At 69.0% G+C, this 17,399-nt stretch carries 18 protein-coding genes and 2 tRNA genes; 12 read left to right on the top strand and 8 right to left on the bottom strand.

Features of this window, described 5'->3' with window-relative positions:
- The first annotated feature begins 135 nt into the window (after positions 1-135).
- The 3 genes from ACXKZB_RS06450 to ACXKZB_RS06460 are packed head-to-tail and all read left to right on the top strand — an operon-like array spanning position 136 to position 1,089.
- Entirely contained in the window at positions 136-426 is a 291-nt protein-coding gene (locus ACXKZB_RS06450; RefSeq protein WP_123313456.1) for a DUF1905 domain-containing protein, read from the top strand.
- 31 nt (positions 427-457) lie between these two features.
- Entirely contained in the window at positions 458-760 is a 303-nt protein-coding gene (locus tag ACXKZB_RS06455) for a hypothetical protein (protein WP_488825251.1), read from the top strand.
- On the top strand, positions 757-1,089 hold the full coding sequence (locus ACXKZB_RS06460; protein WP_222660213.1) for a hypothetical protein: 333 nt from the start codon (positions 757-759) through the stop codon (positions 1,087-1,089). Before ACXKZB_RS06455 ends, ACXKZB_RS06460 begins: the two co-directional genes overlap by 4 nt.
- Positions 1,090-1,125: 36 nt before the next feature.
- Here the strand turns inward: ACXKZB_RS06460 and ACXKZB_RS06465 are convergent, their stop codons facing one another.
- Positions 1,126-1,512, bottom strand: coding sequence for a DUF3761 domain-containing protein (locus tag ACXKZB_RS06465; protein ID WP_488825868.1), 387 nt, complete (start codon positions 1,510-1,512; stop codon positions 1,126-1,128).
- Between ACXKZB_RS06465 and ACXKZB_RS06470 the strand changes: the two genes are divergently transcribed.
- A complete protein-coding gene (locus ACXKZB_RS06470; RefSeq protein WP_488825954.1) occupies positions 1,427-1,726 on the top strand; it encodes a hypothetical protein in 300 nt (99 codons plus the stop codon). The two genes, ACXKZB_RS06465 and ACXKZB_RS06470, sit on opposite strands and share 86 nt — an antisense overlap.
- A gap of 506 nt (positions 1,727-2,232) precedes the next feature.
- Here ACXKZB_RS06470 and ACXKZB_RS06475 read toward each other — a convergent pair.
- Positions 2,233-2,303, bottom strand: a tRNA-Gly gene (locus tag ACXKZB_RS06475).
- A 68-nt stretch (positions 2,304-2,371) separates the two neighbouring features.
- Between ACXKZB_RS06475 and ACXKZB_RS06480 the strand changes: the two genes are divergently transcribed.
- From ACXKZB_RS06480 to ACXKZB_RS06500, 5 genes are all read left to right on the top strand, one after another.
- Complete coding sequence (locus tag ACXKZB_RS06480; protein WP_123313457.1) at positions 2,372-2,647, top strand: hypothetical protein; 276 nt, start codon at positions 2,372-2,374, stop codon at positions 2,645-2,647.
- A 93-nt stretch (positions 2,648-2,740) separates the two neighbouring features.
- Positions 2,741-2,817, top strand: a tRNA-Pro gene (locus tag ACXKZB_RS06485).
- A gap of 52 nt (positions 2,818-2,869) precedes the next feature.
- Positions 2,870-4,177: a trigger factor gene (gene tig, locus ACXKZB_RS06490; RefSeq protein WP_488825253.1), complete on the top strand. Its 1,308-nt coding sequence runs from the start codon at positions 2,870-2,872 to the stop codon at positions 4,175-4,177.
- A 168-nt stretch (positions 4,178-4,345) separates the two neighbouring features.
- Positions 4,346-4,975: an ATP-dependent Clp protease proteolytic subunit gene (locus ACXKZB_RS06495; protein ID WP_123313459.1), complete on the top strand. Its 630-nt coding sequence runs from the start codon at positions 4,346-4,348 to the stop codon at positions 4,973-4,975.
- A gap of 26 nt (positions 4,976-5,001) precedes the next feature.
- A complete protein-coding gene (locus ACXKZB_RS06500) occupies positions 5,002-5,661 on the top strand; it encodes an ATP-dependent Clp protease proteolytic subunit (RefSeq protein WP_027464696.1) in 660 nt (219 codons plus the stop codon).
- Positions 5,662-5,723: 62 nt separating this feature from the next.
- Here ACXKZB_RS06500 and ACXKZB_RS06505 read toward each other — a convergent pair whose 3' ends face one another.
- Positions 5,724-6,329, bottom strand: a complete 606-nt coding sequence (locus tag ACXKZB_RS06505; protein ID WP_488825255.1) for a copper resistance CopC family protein — start codon at positions 6,327-6,329, stop codon at positions 5,724-5,726.
- A gap of 50 nt (positions 6,330-6,379) precedes the next feature.
- Positions 6,380-7,108 carry a YcnI family copper-binding membrane protein gene (locus tag ACXKZB_RS06510; RefSeq protein WP_123313461.1) on the bottom strand — a complete coding sequence of 243 codons (729 nt, stop codon included), beginning with the start codon at positions 7,106-7,108 and terminating at the stop codon, positions 6,380-6,382.
- Between the two features lie 236 nt (positions 7,109-7,344).
- On the opposite strand from ACXKZB_RS06510, the gene clpX reads away from it, so the two are divergent.
- Positions 7,345-8,625, top strand: coding sequence for an ATP-dependent Clp protease ATP-binding subunit ClpX (clpX, locus tag ACXKZB_RS06515; RefSeq protein ID WP_111084519.1), 1,281 nt, complete (start codon positions 7,345-7,347; stop codon positions 8,623-8,625).
- Between the two features lie 110 nt (positions 8,626-8,735).
- Here the strand turns inward: clpX and ACXKZB_RS06520 are convergent, their stop codons facing one another.
- Together ACXKZB_RS06520 and ACXKZB_RS06525 are read right to left on the bottom strand one after the other, a co-directional pair.
- Positions 8,736-10,760, bottom strand: a complete 2,025-nt coding sequence (locus ACXKZB_RS06520; protein WP_488825256.1) for a M3 family metallopeptidase — start codon at positions 10,758-10,760, stop codon at positions 8,736-8,738.
- Between the two features lie 195 nt (positions 10,761-10,955).
- The gene (locus ACXKZB_RS06525; protein ID WP_488825257.1) at positions 10,956-11,549 is read right to left on the bottom strand and encodes a TetR/AcrR family transcriptional regulator; all 594 of its coding nucleotides are present in this window, start codon (positions 11,547-11,549) and stop codon (positions 10,956-10,958) included.
- A gap of 121 nt (positions 11,550-11,670) precedes the next feature.
- On the opposite strand from ACXKZB_RS06525, the gene ACXKZB_RS06530 reads away from it, so the two are divergent.
- Complete coding sequence (locus ACXKZB_RS06530) at positions 11,671-12,510, top strand: alpha/beta fold hydrolase (RefSeq protein ID WP_488825259.1); 840 nt, start codon at positions 11,671-11,673, stop codon at positions 12,508-12,510.
- 120 nt (positions 12,511-12,630) lie between these two features.
- Here the strand turns inward: ACXKZB_RS06530 and ACXKZB_RS06535 are convergent, their stop codons facing one another.
- Positions 12,631-12,882 (bottom strand): hypothetical protein, encoded by a 252-nt coding sequence (locus tag ACXKZB_RS06535; RefSeq protein ID WP_123313465.1) that lies wholly within the window; start codon positions 12,880-12,882, stop codon positions 12,631-12,633.
- Between the two features lie 65 nt (positions 12,883-12,947).
- The gene (gene valS, locus ACXKZB_RS06540; protein WP_488825261.1) at positions 12,948-15,542 is read right to left on the bottom strand and encodes a valine--tRNA ligase; all 2,595 of its coding nucleotides are present in this window, start codon (positions 15,540-15,542) and stop codon (positions 12,948-12,950) included.
- 266 nt (positions 15,543-15,808) lie between these two features.
- Between valS and proP the strand changes: the two genes are divergently transcribed.
- Positions 15,809-17,395, top strand: coding sequence for a glycine betaine/L-proline transporter ProP (proP, locus tag ACXKZB_RS06545; protein WP_260233110.1), 1,587 nt, complete (start codon positions 15,809-15,811; stop codon positions 17,393-17,395).
- The last annotated feature ends 4 nt before the right edge of the window (positions 17,396-17,399 follow it).

Below are 17,399 nucleotides of genomic sequence, written 5' to 3' on the forward strand. Positions count from 1 at the left end.
CAGCGGCTGGGGGCTCGGCCTGGTGCGAGGTTCCGCACTCGGTGCGAGCCCCCGGCCGTCGCACCGAATGTGGAACCTCGCACGGAGTTCCGTCGACCTCGCACCGTGCGAGGGATGCGGCCGTACGATCGCCGCATGGAGCTCGAGTTCCGCGGCGAGGTCGTCGAGTGGCGCGGGCCGTCGCCGTTCTTCTTCGCCGTCGTGCCGCCGGACGCCGCCGAGGTCATCGCCGACCTCGCACCGATGCTCACCTACGGGTGGGGTGTGATCCCCGCCCGGGTGACGATCGGCGCCGTCACCTGGACCACCTCGTTGTTCCCGAAGGACGGCGGGTACCTCGTGCCCCTCCGTGCTGCAGAGCGTCGCCGTGCTCAGGTGGAGGTCGGCGAGGCCCCGCAGATCACGCTCGAACTCGGCGGCCCCTGACATTCCTCCACAGCTCGGGCAGGCGTGGAGCATGTCCACAGTGCTCGCAAGCGCGCCTCGGTGTCGCTGCCGTTCTCCCTACCGTCGAACGAGTGGAAGGGAGGTGGCGATGGTCGAGCTACCTCGACATCCGAAGAAGGACATCGAACGCGTCATGCGTGTTGCGGAGTCGCATGGTTGGCGGTTCGCGAAGGGGAAGAAGTACTACAAGGCGAACTGCCCCTGCGGCGAGCACCTGCACACGGTCCACGTGACGCCGTCGAACCCCTGGTACGTTGTGCATCTGAAGTATCGGTTCGAGAGAACAGGCTGCTGGGACAGGAGGAGCTCATGACGAACTACATCGTGCGCGTCGAGTGCGCAGCACAGCTCGAGGCAGCGGACGACCTCCGCGCCGAGCTCACGGCGGACTTCGACGTCATCGCGGACGCGCTCTTCGATCTCGACGACGTCCACGATCAGGACCTGGCCGTCGACATCGCGACCGGCACCCTCAACTTCTCGATCGGGGTCGTCTCGGACGACGAGTTCGGTGCGCTCGACCGTGCGCTCGGGGCAGTCCGGACTGCGCTGCACGCCGCTGGGCGCGGCACCCCTGGTTGGGAGCGGCAGTACCGGATGCTGCGACAGGAGGTCGACGAAGAGCCGATCGGCGCGCTCTGACAACCGAGCATCGGCGCCGCTACCAGCAGGCATGCGTCACAGCCAGACGGCGACGCCTCCGTGCCCAGAGCAGGTTCCTCGCCGTGACTGGCTGAAGCTGTAAACGCCGTCGACGCACTCGGCTGTCGCGCCAGCGGGCGCACTCGAAGCCGCTTCTGGTCGACAGACCGTTGCTCCCGCCGCGTTGACGTAGGTGCCGTTCGTGCACGTCGGGGCCGCGGGAGCGGCAGGTGCTGCGGGGGCAACGTAGGTCCCGACCGTGGTGACCTGCGTCACTGGCGGCGTCGTGACGCGTTCGCTCCGCAGAACACGGTCGGTTTCCACACCGTCCGTGTACGTGACGAGGTACGTCTTCGTGTTGACACCGCGGACCCCGGGCGTCGTCACTGAGGTCGTGCCCTGGGGCAGGGTCGAGCTCTGCACCGTCGTCGAGCCGAACGCGATCCGTGAGGTCTCCGTCACCGCCTTGGTCGTGACCATCGGCGTGGGGGTCGGCGTCGGCGTGGGCGTCACCGTGCGTGTCGGTGTCGGTGTCGGTGTCGGAGACGTCTTCGGCTTCGCGGCCACCGTCGTGCTCGGAGTCGTCGCGGCGACGACCTGTGCCGGTGCGTCCGGCAACGGGTGGGTCGCCCCGTAGGCGGAGGTGGATCCGATCAGTGCGGCGAGAGCGATGCCGGCACCGATCGCGGCAGTAGCGCGCTTCCTCGGGATCCGGAGCCACGTCGAGCGGCGGAAGGCGACGGCGTAGAGCGTCGTGGGCAGGACCACGAGCGCGATCATCATCAGCATTCCCCAGACTCCGCTCGATGCGAGGCCGGCGAGTGCGAGGACGGCGGTTCCCACGATGCCGATCCACGTGATGATCGGTACCCGTCGACGGGGACGTGGCGCACGTGGGCTTGTGGTCTGGCGGGGGTTCGGCACTGAGCTCCTTGGTATGACGAGGACCGCTCAAGTGTCGCGGAAACAGCTCCGCCGCCCCATCCCCAGTTCAGGGTGGTGCCGAAATGCACGGTGCGCGCGTGTTCGCTCCGTGCGGAGTTGATCGCTCGGTGCGCCGGAACGACCTCGCACCGAACAACCCACCGTGCACGGGCTGGAGAACACCGCACCGTGCGGGGACGGCAGGCAGGGGAAGAAGAGAGGGGATGACGGGAATCGAACCCGCGTGGCCAGTTTGGAAGACTGGGGCTCTACCATTGAGCTACATCCCCGCGCCTGCGCACCAGGCGCAGCCAGACCATCGTAGCGGACGAACGAGCACCGAACGAACGAGCACGACATGCCAGGGCGCGTCATCCCCAAGCCGGACGCCGGCGCCGAGCGCACGATCCGCTGGTCGCGGGTGGTCTCGTACGCGCTGGTGGTCCTCGCGGCGATCGTCTTCTCGATGCGCCCGGAGCTGTTCGGCGATCCGCAGTCGCAGCCCGCGCACGCCCTGCTGCACGTGTGGCGGATCGTCGTCGGGATCGTGCTCGGGGTGGCGGCGCTCGGGGTCCAGGTGCTCGTCGGCGTGCGGTGGCGCAACGGCCTGCGACGCGCCGCAGCGGACGAGTGACGTTCCTCCCGGGAACCGACCGGCCCCGGACCGCTAGACTCATCGGCGTCGCGTGCGCCCTTCGGCGTGCGCGAACACCCTGGCCCAGTCAAACGGGGCGTAGCTCAGCTTGGTAGAGCGCCCGCTTTGGGAGCGGGAGGTCGCAGGTTCAACTCCTGTCGCCCCGACCAGGTCCTCGAGAACCATCGACCACACGAACGTCAACCAACAGGAGAACATCCCGTGGCCACCAGCACCGTCGACAAGGTGAGCGACACCCGCGTCAAGCTCACCGTGAACGTGACGCCGGAAGATCTCAAGCCGAGCATCGACCACGCGTACAAGCACATCGCCGAGCAGATCAACATCCCCGGATTCCGCAAGGGCAAGGTCCCGCCGGCGATCGTCGACCAGCGCGTCGGCCGTGGCGAGGTCCTGAACCACGCCGTCGGTGACGCCATCGACAACTTCTACCGCCAGGCGGTCGAAGAGCAGGAGCTGCGCATCCTCGGCCGTGCCGAGGCCGACGTCGCCGAGCTGCCGAACCTCGCCGACTTCGCCGGCGACCTCGTCCTCACCTTCGAGGTCGACGTGCGGCCCGAGTTCGACCTGCCGGACTACTCCGCGTACGAGCTCACCGTCGACGCCGTCGAGGTGTCGGACGACGAGATCGAAGAGGAGCTGCAGAACCTGCGCACCCGCTTCGGCACGCTCGTGACGGTCGACCGTCCGGCGAAGACCGGCGACTTCGCGCAGATCGACCTGACCGCCAGCATCGGCGACGACGAGGTCGACTCGGCCACCGGCGTCTCCTACGAGATCGGCTCCGGCGACCTGCTCGAGGGCATCGACGAGGCGCTCGAATCCCTGACCGCTGGTGAGTCGACGAACTTCGAGTCGAAGCTCGTCGGTGGCGACCGCGAGGGCGAGACCGCCCAGATCGCCGTCACCGTCACCGCCGTCAAGGAGCGCGAGCTCCCCGAGGCCGACGACGAGTTCGCGCAGATCGCCAGCCAGTTCGACACGATCAACGAGCTCAAGGCGGACCTGAAGGAGCAGATCGCGAAGTCCAAGACCTTCGGTCAGGGCGCCGCGGCTCGCGACAAGCTCGTCGAGAAGCTCATCGAGGACGTCAACATCCCGATCTCGGCGCAGCTCATCGAGGACGAGGTGCACCGTCACCTCGAGCAGGAGAACCGCCTCGAGGACGACGAGCACCGCAAGGAGGTCTCGGAGTCCAGCGAGACGGCCTTCCGCTCGCAGATCCTCCTCGACTCGATCGCCGAGAAGGAAGAGATCCAGGTCTCGCAGGAGGAACTGACCCAGTACCTCATCCAGGCTGCTGCGCAGTACGGCATGGAGCCGGCCGAGTTCATCAAGGTCATCGACCAGAACGGCCAGATCCCCGGCATGGTCGGCGAGGTCGCCCGTTCCAAGGCCGTCGCGACCGTCCTGTCGAAGGTGACCGTCAAGGACACCAACGGCGACGTCGTCGACCTGTCCGCCTTCACGGCGGGCGTTGCGCAGGCTCCTGCTGAGGACGCCGAGTAACGATCTCGACGCCACCAGGACGACGGACGGGAGGCACGGTGCCAGCTGGCACCGTGCCTCCCGTCTCGTATTTCCGCACCACCGCATTGCTGTCGGCGAACACACGCGAAGTGGTGCGTTGCAACCGATAAGTTCGACAACAAGCGACAACTGAACGGGAGCTTTTCCATGGCCGAAGCAACACTGAACCCCAGTGTTTTTGACCGCCTTCTGAGAGACCGGATCGTGTGGCTCGGCTCCGAGGTCCGCGACGACAACTCGAACGAGATCGCAGCCAAGCTGCTGCTGCTCGCCGCCGAGGACCCTGAGAAGGACATCTACCTCTACATCAACTCGCCCGGTGGTTCGATCACCGCCGGCATGGCGATCTACGACACGATGCAGTTCGTCCCGAACGACATCGTCACCGTGGGCATCGGCCTGGCCGCGTCGATGGGACAGTTCCTGCTGTCCTCCGGCACGCCGGGCAAGCGCTACATCACGCCGAACGCCCGCGTCCTGCTGCACCAGCCGTCCGGCGGGTTCGGCGGTACCGCTGCCGACATCCAGACGCAGGCCAAGGTCATCCTCGACATGAAGCAGCGCATGGCGGAGCTCACGGCCGAGCAGACCGGCAAGTCGATCGAGCAGATCCTCAAGGACAACGACCGTGACAACTGGTTCACGGCGCAGGAAGCGCTCGAGTACGGCTTCGTCGACCACCTCCGCGCCTCGAGCGCCGAGGTCATCGGTGGCGGCGGCACCGTCGCCGACGGCGAGACGCCCACCAGCGCGGCCGACCCCGACGCCCAGTCCTGATCCCCACCGAAGAAAAGGAAACGAGAATGCATCTCCCAATGCTCGGTGGCGCGCAGAACGTCCCGGCTCCGTCCAATCGGTACATCCTGCCGAGCTTCGAGGAGCGCACGGCCTACGGCTACAAGCGCCAGGACCCGTACGCGAAGCTCTTCGAGGACCGCATCGTGTTCCTCGGTGTCCAGGTCGACGACGCGTCGGCTGACGACGTCATGGCCCAGCTGCTCGTGCTCGAGTCGATGGACCCGGACCGCGACATCGTCATGTACATCAACTCGCCCGGTGGCTCGTTCACCGCGATGACGGCGATCTACGACACGATGCAGTACATCCGTCCGCAGATCCAGACGGTCTGCCTCGGTCAGGCTGCCTCGGCCGCGTCGGTGCTCCTCGCCGGTGGGACGCCGGGCAAGCGTCTGGCCCTGCCGAACGCGCGAGTGCTCATCCACCAGCCCGCGACCCAGCAGGGTGGCGGTCAGGCGTCCGACATCGAGATCCAGGCGGCGGAGATCCTCCGCATGCGCACCTGGCTCGAGGAGACGCTGTCGAAGCACTCCAACAAGACGCCGGAGGAGATCAACCACGACATCGAGCGCGACAAGATCATGTCCGCGCAGGAAGCCGTGGAGTACGGCCTGATCGACCAGGTCCTCACCAGCCGCAAGAACCTGCCGGCGCTCGTCAAGTAGCACCAGCAGGAACGACGAAGGCCCCGCACCGATCGGTGTGGGGCCTTCGTCGTGCAGCGGTGTCAGTCGTCGGCGTCGTCCGTCTCGGGCGCGGGGCGGCGCCGCAGGAGCAGCAGCACCGCGACGACCGCGGCGACGAGGACGACGCCGCCGGCACCGATCCAGAGCGCGTCGGTCGCGGCCGAGTCGGTGTCGCCCGAGGCGGTGCCGGTGGTGGCGGCCTCGGTCGAGTCGTCGCCCGCGGTGGCGCAGGTCGGCGGCGTCGACGATCCCGTCGCGGCCGAGAACCCGGACGGGGCCTTCCACGTGAAGGCGTACTCGTCGGAGACGGTGTGGCCGTCGGCGGAGACGATCTGCCACTCGACGGTGTACTTCCCGGAGTCGCCGAGCGCGGCGGGCGTGGTCATCGAGGGGCCGTCGACGTCGACGCAGCCGTCCTCGTAGTACTTCCCGTCCGGACCCACGACCCGGAAGGCGAAGCCCGACCCGGAGTCGCCGATGTCGAGCAGCTTGTCGTTCGTGGTGATCTCGAACGTCTTCGGCAGCGCGGCGAGCGTGCCGTCGACCTCCGGTGTGGACGCGATCAGGTAGTTGTGCGCGCTGGCGGGCCCCGCGAGCCCGAGGACAGCACCGCCCGCGATCGCGACGGCCGCGGCGGACCCGGCCACGAGCCTCCGGGCAGAGGACCGCAGTCGAGTCCGACGCGAGCCGCGCTGCGTCACTTCGCGGAGCTCCGGCGGCGCGTGCCGGCGACGGCGACGACCAGGGCGACGGCGCCGAGGACCAGGCCGCCCAGGCCGAGGAAGCGGCCGACCAGGTCGGGGTCCGCGGGGGCCGTCGAGCCGGCTGCGGCCTCGGCGGTCGGCGTGGCCGCGACCGGGTCACCGTCGTCGTCCGTCGCCTCGGCCGCGGTCAGCGTGATCGAGGGGGCCGGGTGCTCGGGCTCGGCCTCGCCGGCCTGCTGCTCCTGGTTCCACTCGACCGAGCCCTTCTCGCAGGTCTGGATCGCGGGGAACTCGACGAGGTCGCCGGCCTTGCCGTCGGGCAGCGAGAAGGACAGCGCGAAGGTGTCGCGCTCGTCGGCGGGGAGCGGGGTCTTCGCGGTGTAGGTGATGCTCGTGACGCGCTCGGCGGCGTCCTCGGCGTGCTCACCGTCGGCCGCGGCGGAGGGGCTCGTGTACGGCTCGGTCGCCTTCGTGATCTTCCAGTTCGGGTTCACGGTCGGGGTGACCTCGATGACCGACTCCGGCACCTGGAACTCGATCTTCGTGGTGGGGGAGCCGTCGCAGCCGTGCGGGACCGAGAAGGTCGCCGTGGTGTACGAGTTCGCGGCGGTCGAGGTGGCCGTCGCGGACACGTGCGCGCTGGCTGCGCCGGCGGTGCCGAGGACGATGACGGCCACTGCTCCGAGGGTGACGACGCCGCCGGCGGCGAGACGCTTCTGCATGGGGATCCTTCGGGGGTTGGTTCGAGGGGGTTTCTACAACTTGTAGAGACGACGGGATCACGGTAGCAGGCCCGAACGCCCTGGGCGAACGCGCGCGCGAAATCCCGCGGCGCCGCACGGTCGGTGTCACCGGTTGCGGTTAGGCTCGTGTCCACGACGAGGTGCCCACCAGCAGCGGTGCACCAGCGGCCGGTGCGAGCGCGCGGGCCGGCATGTCCAACCAGGGAGGCACGGCAATGGCACGCATCGGAGAGAGCGGGGACCTCCTCAAGTGCTCCTTCTGCGGCAAGAGCCAGAAGCAGGTCCAGCAGTTGATCGCCGGTCCGGGTGTCTACATCTGTGACGAGTGCGTCGAGCTGTGCAACGAGATCATCGAGGAGCGCCTGGCCGAAGCCGGCGAGGACACCTCGAGCGGTGACTTCGAACTGCCGAAGCCGCGCGAGATCTTCGACTTCCTGCAGGAGTACGTCATCGGGCAGGACCCGGCGAAGCGCGCCCTCGCCGTGGCCGTCTACAACCACTACAAGCGCATCCGGGCACAGGGGCAGATCACCGCTGCCGAAGACCGCGACGACATCGAGATCGCGAAGTCGAACATCCTGCTCATCGGTCCGACGGGTTGCGGCAAGACCTACCTGGCGCAGACCCTGGCGAAGCGTCTCAACGTGCCGTTCGCCGTCGCCGACGCCACTGCCCTGACCGAGGCCGGCTACGTGGGCGAGGACGTCGAGAACATCCTGCTCAAGCTGATCCAGGCCGCCGACTACGACGTCAAGCGGGCCGAGACCGGCATCATCTACATCGACGAGGTCGACAAGATCGCCCGCAAGGCCGAGAACCCGTCGATCACGCGCGACGTCTCGGGTGAAGGCGTGCAGCAGGCACTGCTCAAGATCCTCGAGGGCACCGTCGCCTCCGTCCCGCCGCAGGGTGGTCGCAAGCACCCGCACCAGGAGTTCATCCAGATCGACACGACGAACGTCCTGTTCATCGTGGCCGGTGCGTTCGCCGGGCTCGAGGACATCGTGTCCTCGCGCGTCGGCAAGCGGGGGATCGGCTTCGGGGCGCCGCTGCACAGTGCGACCGACCACCAGGACCTGTACTCCGAGGTCCTGCCGGAAGACCTGCACAAGTTCGGCCTGATTCCCGAGTTCATCGGACGTCTGCCCGTCGTCACCACGGTGTCGCAGCTCGACCAGGCGGCGCTCATGCAGATCCTGACCGAGCCGAAGAACGCGCTGATCAAGCAGTACCAGCGGATGTTCCAGATCGACGGCGTCGAGCTCGAGTTCGACCAGGGCGCGCTCGAGGCGATCGCCGACCTGGCCGTGCTGCGACAGACCGGTGCCCGCGGCCTGCGTGCCATCCTCGAAGAAGTGCTCGGCCCGGTGATGTTCGACGTCCCCTCCGACGACGACGTGGCCCGCGTGGTGATCACCCGCGAGTCCGTGCTCGAGAACGCCGCGCCGACCATCGTGCCGCGGCCTCGGGCGAAGCGCGTCGAGAAGTCGGCGTAGCGCTCCGGGACGCCACGAAGGCCCGCACCGTTCGGTGCGGGCCTTCGTCGTGGTGGGGCGGTACGCCCGGAAGCGCCCGCTCGCGCGCCCGGGAGCGCCCGCGCGGCGCCCTACTCCAGCCCGCGGCGCCGCAGCAGCGGCCCGACCTCGGCGTCACGGCCGCGGAAGTCGCGGTACGCCTCGAGCGGGTCCTTCGACCCACCGACGCCCAGCAGGAGCGAAGCGAACCGCCTGCCCGCGGACCGGTCGAGCCCGCCGTTCTCGCGGAACCACTCGACCGTGTCGGCGTCGAGCACCTCGGACCAGATGTACCCGTAGTACCCGGCGTCGTACCCGCCCGAGAACGTGTGCGCGAAGTACGTCGACGAGTACCGCGGCGGGACGGCCTCGACGGCGATCCCGGCCGACTCGAGTGCCGAACGCTCGAAGTCCTCGACGGACGTCACCGCTGCGGCCTCCGCGGCGGAGAGGCGGTGCCACGCCTGGTCGAGCAGCGCTGCGGCCAGGTACTCGGTCGTGCCGAAGCCCTCGTTGAAGCCCTCGGACTCGCTCAGGCCCAGGACGAGCTCGGGCGGCAGCGGGGCACCGGTCTCGTGGTGCTTGGCGTAGTTCGCCAGGACCGACGGCCACGACACCCACATCTCGTTCACCTGGCTCGGGAACTCGACGAAGTCGCGTTCGACGTTCGTGCCGGAGAAGCGGGGGTAGGTGGTGCGGGCGATGAGGCCGTGCAGCGCGTGGCCGAACTCGTGGAAGAGCGTCTCGACCTCGTCCTGGATGAGCAGCGTCGGCGACCCGGGTGCCGGCTTCGCGACGTTGAGGTTGTTCACCACGACGGGCAGCGTGCCGAGCAGCTCGGACTGCTCGACGACGGGGTTCATCCACGCGCCGCCGCGCTTGCCGTCGCGCGTGTACAGGTCGAGCAGGTAGAGCCCGACGGGTTCGTCGTCGTCGCCGGTCACCTCGAAGACACGGACCTCGTCGTTGTAGCCGTGCAGGTCCGGACGCTCGGTGAACGTCAGGCCGTACAGCGCTCCGGCAGCGTGGAAGACGCCGTCGTGCAGGACCCGGTCGGCCTCGAAGTAGGGCCGGAGCGCGGAGCTGTCCGCGGCGAACTGCTCCCCGCGCAGGATCTCGGTGGCGTACGCCCAGTCCCACGACTCGATGTCGAACCCGACGGTGCGGGACCGGACGGCCCGCTCGTCGTCGGCGTTCCGTGCCGCGGCGCCGACGAGCGACGACAGCAGCCCGTCGACGGCCTCGGGGGTCTTGGCGGTCTCGTCGGCGGTGACGACCGCGGCGTGGTTCGGGAACCCGAGCAGTTCGGCACGCTCGGCCCGGAGCCGGACGATGCGCAGCAGCACCTCGCGGTTGTCGTACTGGTTCCCGCGGCGACCGCGGGCGAGCGAGGCCCGCATGATCCGCTCGCGCAGGTCGCGGTTCGCCAGCGACGGCAGCCACGGGTGTCCGGTGTAGAGCGGCAGCGTGATGAGCCACCCCTCGAGCCCGCGGTCGGCGGCGGATCCGGCGGCGGCGGACTTCGCACCGTCGTCGAGGCCCTCGAGCTCGGCCTCGTCGGTCACGTGCACGGCGGAGTCGTTGGTGTCCTCGAGCAGGTTGCGCTCGAAGGTGGTGGTGAGCGTCGACAACTCCTGGTTGATCGCGGTCAGGCGCTCCTTGCCGGAGTCGTCGAGTCCGGCGCCCGCCAGGGTCATCTCGGCGTGGGTGCGCTCGACCAGTCGGAGCGCTTCGCCCTCGAGCCCGGCCGCCTCGGCGCCGTCGAGCACGGACTGCACCCGGGCGTAGAGCCGCGAGTCCAGCGTGATGGCGTCGCGGTGGGCGGCGAGCAGCGGCGAGATCTCGGCTTCGAGGTCGTGCAGCTCCGGCGTCGAGTCCGCCGACGACAGCGTGAAGAACACGTGGCTGACGCGGGTCAGCAACTGCCCGGAGCGCTCGAGGGCGATGAGGGTGTTCTCGACCGTCGGTGCGTGCGGATCGGTGGCGATGGCCTCGACCTCGGCGCGCTGCTCGGCCATGCCGGCCTCGAAGGCCGGCCGGTAGTGCTCGAGTCGCACGTCGCCGAAGGGCGGCAGCGCGTAGGGGAGGGTGCTCGGGACGTCGAACGGAGTTGCCATGGTCACCACACTACGGACGTCGCGCCGCGACGGGACGGACGGGAGGCCCGTGGCGGCCTGGCCCCGCGCCTCCCGTCCGCCCTGTGGGCGCGTTCCTTCCCATCGCGACCGGCCTGGAAAACGGAATCGGGCGTACCGGGTCAGAAGAAACGACCCGGTACGCCCGAACCGACCAGGTACGCCCGGAGCGACCAGCTACGCGCGGGACGGCGCCGTCGCGGCGCCGATCAGCGTGGAAGCCGCACGGCGGGCGTGCGCGGCGGGCGCCGTGGTGCCGGCGATGGCGGCCGTGGTCTGCGCGCCCTCGGCCAGCAGCGCGAGCTGGGCGGCGAGCTCCTCGGCACGCTCCGGATCGGTGACGACCTCGGCGGTGAGCTCCTGCACGAACCGCTGGAACGAGTCCTTGTGCTCGCGGGCGATCTCGGCGACCGCGGGCGACGTGGCCCCGAGCTCCCCGAAGGCGTTGATGAAGCCGCAGCCACGGAACGTGTCGTCCCCGAACCACGACTCGAGGAAGTCGTACACGGCGAGCAGCTTGTCGCGCGGGGAGGTGGCGGCCTCGACCGCACCGTGCACGCCGCGCTCCCACAGGTCGTGGCGCCCGGACAGGACGGCCGCGATGAGCTGCTCCTTGCCGGGGAAGGCCGCGTAGAGCTTCTTCAGCGAGACGCCGGCGCCGGTGCGGATCTCGTCCATGCCGACCGACTGGATGCCGCGCGCGTAGAACAACTGGTCCGCGACGTCCACGATGTGTGCGCGGACATCCGGCTCGACGGTGCTGGTTGCCATGACGTACCCCGTTCGCTGTGTGTTCACCGTTCCCGAGTTGCGCCGGGAACGATCGTTCTCTAGTGTAATCCACATCGGCGGAGAACGGTCGTTCTCCGCGATACTCAGGGAAGGAACGATCATGGGTGCCATCACCGTCGGAACCGAGAACAGCGTCGACATCGAACTCCACTACGAGGACAAGGGGACCGGGCAGCCGATCGTGCTGATCCACGGCTTCCCCCTCGACGGCAACTCGTGGGAGGGCCAGACCCCGGCCCTGCTCGAGGCCGGCTACCGCGTGATCACGTACGACCGCCGCGGCTTCGGGCAGTCCTCGCAGCCGAGCACCGGCTACGACTACGACACCTTCGCCGACGACCTGCACACGGTCCTCGAGACCCTCGACCTGCGCGACGTGATCCTGGTCGGCTTCTCGATGGGCACCGGCGAGATCGCCCGCTACATCGGCCGCCACGGACAGGACCGGATCGCCAAGGTCGCGTTCCTCGCCTCGCTCGAGCCGTTCCTGGCCATCACCGAGGACAACCCGGACGGTGCCGGCCCGATGTCGTTCTTCGAGGGCATCGCCGCCGACGTCGAGAAGGACCGGTACGCGTACTTCACGAACTTCTACCAGGACTTCTTCAACCTGTCGGAGAACCTCGGCTCGCGCATCTCGGAAGAAGCCGTCCGCAACGCCTGGAACGTCGCCGCCGGCTCGGGAGCGATCGCGTCCGCCGCAGCACCGCTGACCTGGCCGACCGACTTCCGCCAGGACATCCCGAAGGTCACCGTCCCGGCACTCATCGTCCACGGCACGGCGGACAACATCCTGCCGATCGACGCCACCGGTCGCCGCTTCACCAAGGCCCTGCCGCACGCTGCGTACGTCGAGATCGAGGGCGCCCCGCACGGCCTGCTCACCACGCACACCGCCGAGGTGAACGAGGTCTTGCTCACCTGGCTCGCCGAGTCCTGATCCCTCGGCGATCACGCGGGCGTCTCGGGGCGCCCGCATCGTGAGCAGAAATGGTCGGGTTCCCATCGGGGACCCGACCATTTCTGCTCACCAAGCGAACCGCGAACCGCCGACCGCGCGCTAGTCCTCTTCAGCCGCGTCGTCGGGGTTCGTGACCTGTGCGTGCCCGGCATCGTCGAGGTGGATCGAGGTGCCGTCGTCGAGCTCGACGATCGGCTTGCCCTCCAAGAACGTCAGGGTCCAGCCCCACGCCCCGGTGTCGACCGACTCCGCAGCGAGCTCGTCCTCGACCCCGCGCACGGCGACGACCATCGCCTCGGGCAGTCGCGCAGGTGGTTCCGCACCCACGCCCCATCGTGTGCCCAACTGCATCCGTGCCTCCTGTCCGGTGGTGGACGGGCCGGGTCGCCGACGCGACCCGGCCCGGACGGCCGACCTTACGCCTGCTGCTCCGCGAGCTCGATCTCCGTGACCGCGAGCTCGTCACCGTCGACGAACGACAGGTTCTCGATGCGGCCGACGGCCGCCAGGTCGACCGCCGCGCGCTCGATGAGCACCCGCGTCTCGGCCGGCGCCGCGACCACGGCGCGCGTCACGGGCGTCTTCTGGGACGCCTTCGCCGCCGTCTTCGCGCCGCGGATCCCGATGAGCGCCTGCCCGACGGCCGCGAGCAGCCCGGTGGGGGCCGCGTCGGTCGGCAGGTCGGCAGCGGTCGGCCAGGAGGCCCGGTGCACGCTCGTCTCGTGGGTCCAGGCCCACACTTCCTCCGTCGCGTACGGGAGGAAGGGTGCCAGCAGTCGGAGCAGCACGTCGATCGCGCCGCGCAGCGCCAGGACCGCGCTCGCCTGGGTCTCGTGCGTCGCGTCGGCCGCCGTGCCGTAGGCACGCTCCTTCACGAGCTCGAGGTAGTCGTCGCAGAAGGTCCAGAAGAACCGCTCCACGATCTCGAGCGCACGGGCGTGGTCGAACCCGTCGAACGCGGCGGTGGCCTGCTCGACGACCGCGCCGAGCTCGGCGAGCATGTCGACGTCGAGTGCCTCGGTCACGTCGCTCGCGCCCTCCGGCAGCGGGAACCCGTAGACGAACTTCGCCGCGTTCAGGACCTTGATCGCCAGACGACGACCGACCTTGATCTGCTTCGGGTTCTGCGGGTCGAACGCCGCATCGGTGCCGAGCTTCGACGACGCCGCCCAGTAGCGGACCGCGTCGGCGCCGTGCTGCTCGAGGATCGACAGCGGCGTGACGACGTTGCCCTTCGACTTCGACATCTTCTTGCGGTCGGGGTCGACGATGAAGCCGGAGATGCTCGCGTGCTTCCACGGCACGGTGTCCGCTTCGAGCTGGCTGCGGAGCACCGTCGTGAAGAGCCACGTCCGGATGATGTCCTGCGCCTGCGGGCGGACGTCGTACGGGTACACCAGGTCGTAGAGCGCCGGGTCGGTCTCCCACTTGCCCGCGAGCTGCGGGGTGAGCGACGAGGTCGCCCAGGTGTCCATGACGTCGAGCTCGCCCTGGAACCCACCGGCGACGCCGCGCTGGTCCTCGGAGTAGCCCGGCGCCGGGTCGGACGACGGGTCGACGGGGAGCTGCGCCTCGGTCGGGACGATCGGCTGGTCGAACACCGGGTTGCCATCGGCGTCGAGCGGGTACCAGACCGGGATCGGCACCCCGAAGAACCGCTGGCGCGAGATGAGCCAGTCGCCGGACAGGCCACCGACCCAGTTGTCGTACCGGACGCGCATGAAGTCCGGGTGGAACGCGATCTCCTCGCCGCGGGCGCGGAGCGTCGCCTTCAGGGCTTCGTCGCGGGCGCCGTTGACGATGTACCACTGGCGGGTCGAGACGATCTCGAGGGGCTTGTCGCCCTTCTCGAAGAACTTCACCGGGTGGTTGATCGTCTTGACGTCGCCGACGAGCTCGCCGGACTCGGTCAGGGCGTCGACGACGACCTTCTTCGCCGAGAACACGGTCTTGCCGGCCATCTCGGCGTAGAGCGCCTTGCCCTGCTCGCTCTCGATCCACGCGGGCTCGTCGGAGCGGACACGGCCGTCGAAGCCGAGGATCGCGCGGTTCGGCAGCTGCAGCTCGCGCCACCACACGACGTCGGTGGTGTCGCCGAAGGTGCAGACCATCGCGATGCCGGCGCCCTTGTCCTTCTGTGCCAGGTGGTGCGCGAGCACCGGGACCTCGACGTCGAACAGGGGGGAGCGGACGGTGGTGCCGAACAGGTCCTGGAACCGCTCGTCGTCCGGGTGTGCGACGAGGGCGACGCACGCCGGCAGCAGCTCGGGGCGGGTCGTCTGGATCACGACGTCGTCGCCGCCGTCCGCACGGTGGAACGCGATGCCGTGGTAGGCGCCGGGCATCTCCTTGTCCTCGAGCTCGGCCTGCGCGACCGCGGTGCGGAACGTGACGTCCCACAGGGTCGGGGCGTCGGCCTGGTAGGCCTCGCCGCGCTCGAGGTTGCGGAGGAAGGCCCGCTGGGCGCTCGCCCGCGAGGTCTCGTCGATGGTGCGGTACGACTGCGTCCAGTCCACCGACAGCCCGAGGGTGCGGAAGAGCTCCTCGAACTGCTGCTCGTCCTGCACGGTCAGCTGGTCGCACAGCTCGATGAAGTTGCGGCGCGAGATCGGCAGCTGGTCGGCGGCCTTCGACGACTTGCCGTCGCCGCCCTCGAACGGCGGCGTGAAGTCGGGGTCGTAGGGCAGGGTCGGGTCGCAGCGGACGCCGTAGTAGTTCTGCACGCGTCGCTCGGTCGGCAGGCCGTTGTCGTCCCAGCCCATCGGGTAGAACACGTGCTTGCCCCGCATGCGCTCGAACCGCGCCTTGAGGTCGGTGTGCGTGTACGAGAACACGTGGCCGATGTGCAGCGACCCGGAGGCGGTCGGCGGCGGGGTGTCGATCGAGTACACGGCGTCGCGGTGGCCGGCGGCGTCACGGTCGAAGCGGTAGGTACCGTCCTGCTCCCAGACCGGCCCCCAGACCTGCTCGAGTCCGTCGACGCTGGGCTTCTCGGGCATGGGCTTGGTCATGGCTGCGCCTTCCGTGCGTGTGTGCGGCACCGAGTCCGTGATGAGGTGCCTGAGTGTCCCCGCGCGATGCGAGGTGTCCCAATCGTAGCGGGCGGGGCCGACGCCGTTCGCGGGCGGTCGGAGCGGCGATTACCACACCGACCTGTCGGACACGCCGGACACCTGGTAGTCTGTCGGAGTTTGTCCGGCGAGCGCGGGTTCGCAGGAACTGCACCGTTGCCGTCCGCCGGACGCCCGAAGGACGCACCGCACACCGGAGGAACGACTTGGCACCGAACGACGCACCCCACCCGCACGGCGATCGGCCGTTGCCGCACGGCGACCGACCGCTGCGCTCGAAGGGCGCTGCGAAGCGCGCTCGGCGCAAGCTCACGAAGGACGACGTGACCGTCGTCGAGGAGTCGCTGCTCAAGCGCGCCGTGGCGGCCGCCGCCCTCGGCAACGCCATGGAGTGGTTCGACTTCGGCATCTTCGCGTACCTGACGGTCACCATCTCGCAGGTCTTCCTGCCGCAGGGCGACCCGGCCGCGAACATCGTCGCGACCTTCGGGTTCTTCGCCGCAGCGTTCATCGTCCGACCGATCGGTGGCGCCGTGTTCGGCCCGATCGGCGACAAGATCGGTCGGCAGAAGGTCCTCGCACTGACGATGATCCTGATGGCCGCCGGCACGCTGATGATCGGCCTGATCCCGTCGTACGACTCGATCGGCTTCTGGGCTCCGGTCCTGCTCCTCGTGGCGCGCTTCGTGCAGGGCTTCTCGACCGGTGGTGAGTACGGCGGCGCCGCGACCTTCATCGCCGAGTACTCGCCCGACAAGCGCCGCGGGTTCATGGGCTCGTGGCTCGAGTTCGGCACCCTCGCCGGCTACGTGCTCGGTGCGTCGATCGTCACCGGCCTGCAGTTCGGCCTGTCCGAGGACGCCCTACTCAGCTGGGGCTGGCGCATCCCGTTCATCATCGCGGGCCCGCTCGGTCTGATCGGGCTCTACCTGCGCCTCAAGCTCGAGGAGACGCCGGCCTTCCAGAAGCAGCAGGAGCAGGCCGCCGAGCGCGAGGGGCAGAAGACGCCGTTCCTCAAGCTCTTCGCCGAGAACTGGCGCTCGCTCATCATCTGCATCGGCCTGGTCCTGGTCTTCAACGTGACCGACTACATGCTGCTGTCGTACATGCCGACCTACCTCGAGCAGAACCTCGGCCAGAACGCCACGTTCGGCCTCATCCTGATCGTCGTCGTGATGCTGCTCATGATGGTCGTCATCACCTTCGGTGGCCGGCTGTCCGACAAGTTCGGCCGTCGTCCGGTGCTCGCTGCCGGCTGCATCGGCTTCATCCTGCTGTCCTGGCCGGCGCTCAAGCTCGTCCAGACCGGCACGGGCGTCGGGGTGTTCTCCGGCCTGCTGATCCTCGGTGTCGTGCTCGTCACGTTCACCTCGACCATGCCGTCGACGCTGCCCGCGCTGTTCCCGACGATCATCCGCTACGGCGCCCTCGCGATCGCGTTCAACGTCTCCGTGTCGCTGTTCGGTGGGACGACCCCGCTCGCGACGTCCGCGCTCATCAACGCCGCGAAGGACGCCGGCTACGGCTGGGCGGAGGACATCCCGGCCTTCTACCTGATGCTGGCCGCCGTCATCGGGCTCGTCGCGGTGTACTTCACGAAGGAGACCGCGGCCACGCCGCTCATGGGCTCCGGCCCGACGGTCGGTTCCGAGGACGAGGTCGCCGGCGTGATCGACGACTACAACGACCCGAACTCGGAGTTCGCGCAGTCCGACTGGGCGAAGGAGTTCGCGACGAGTGAGATCCCGATCATCTCGGGTGACACGCCGAAGAAGGAGTCCGCGGACTCCTGACCCC

It is taken from the genome of Curtobacterium sp. ABR8, assembly GCF_057812125.1.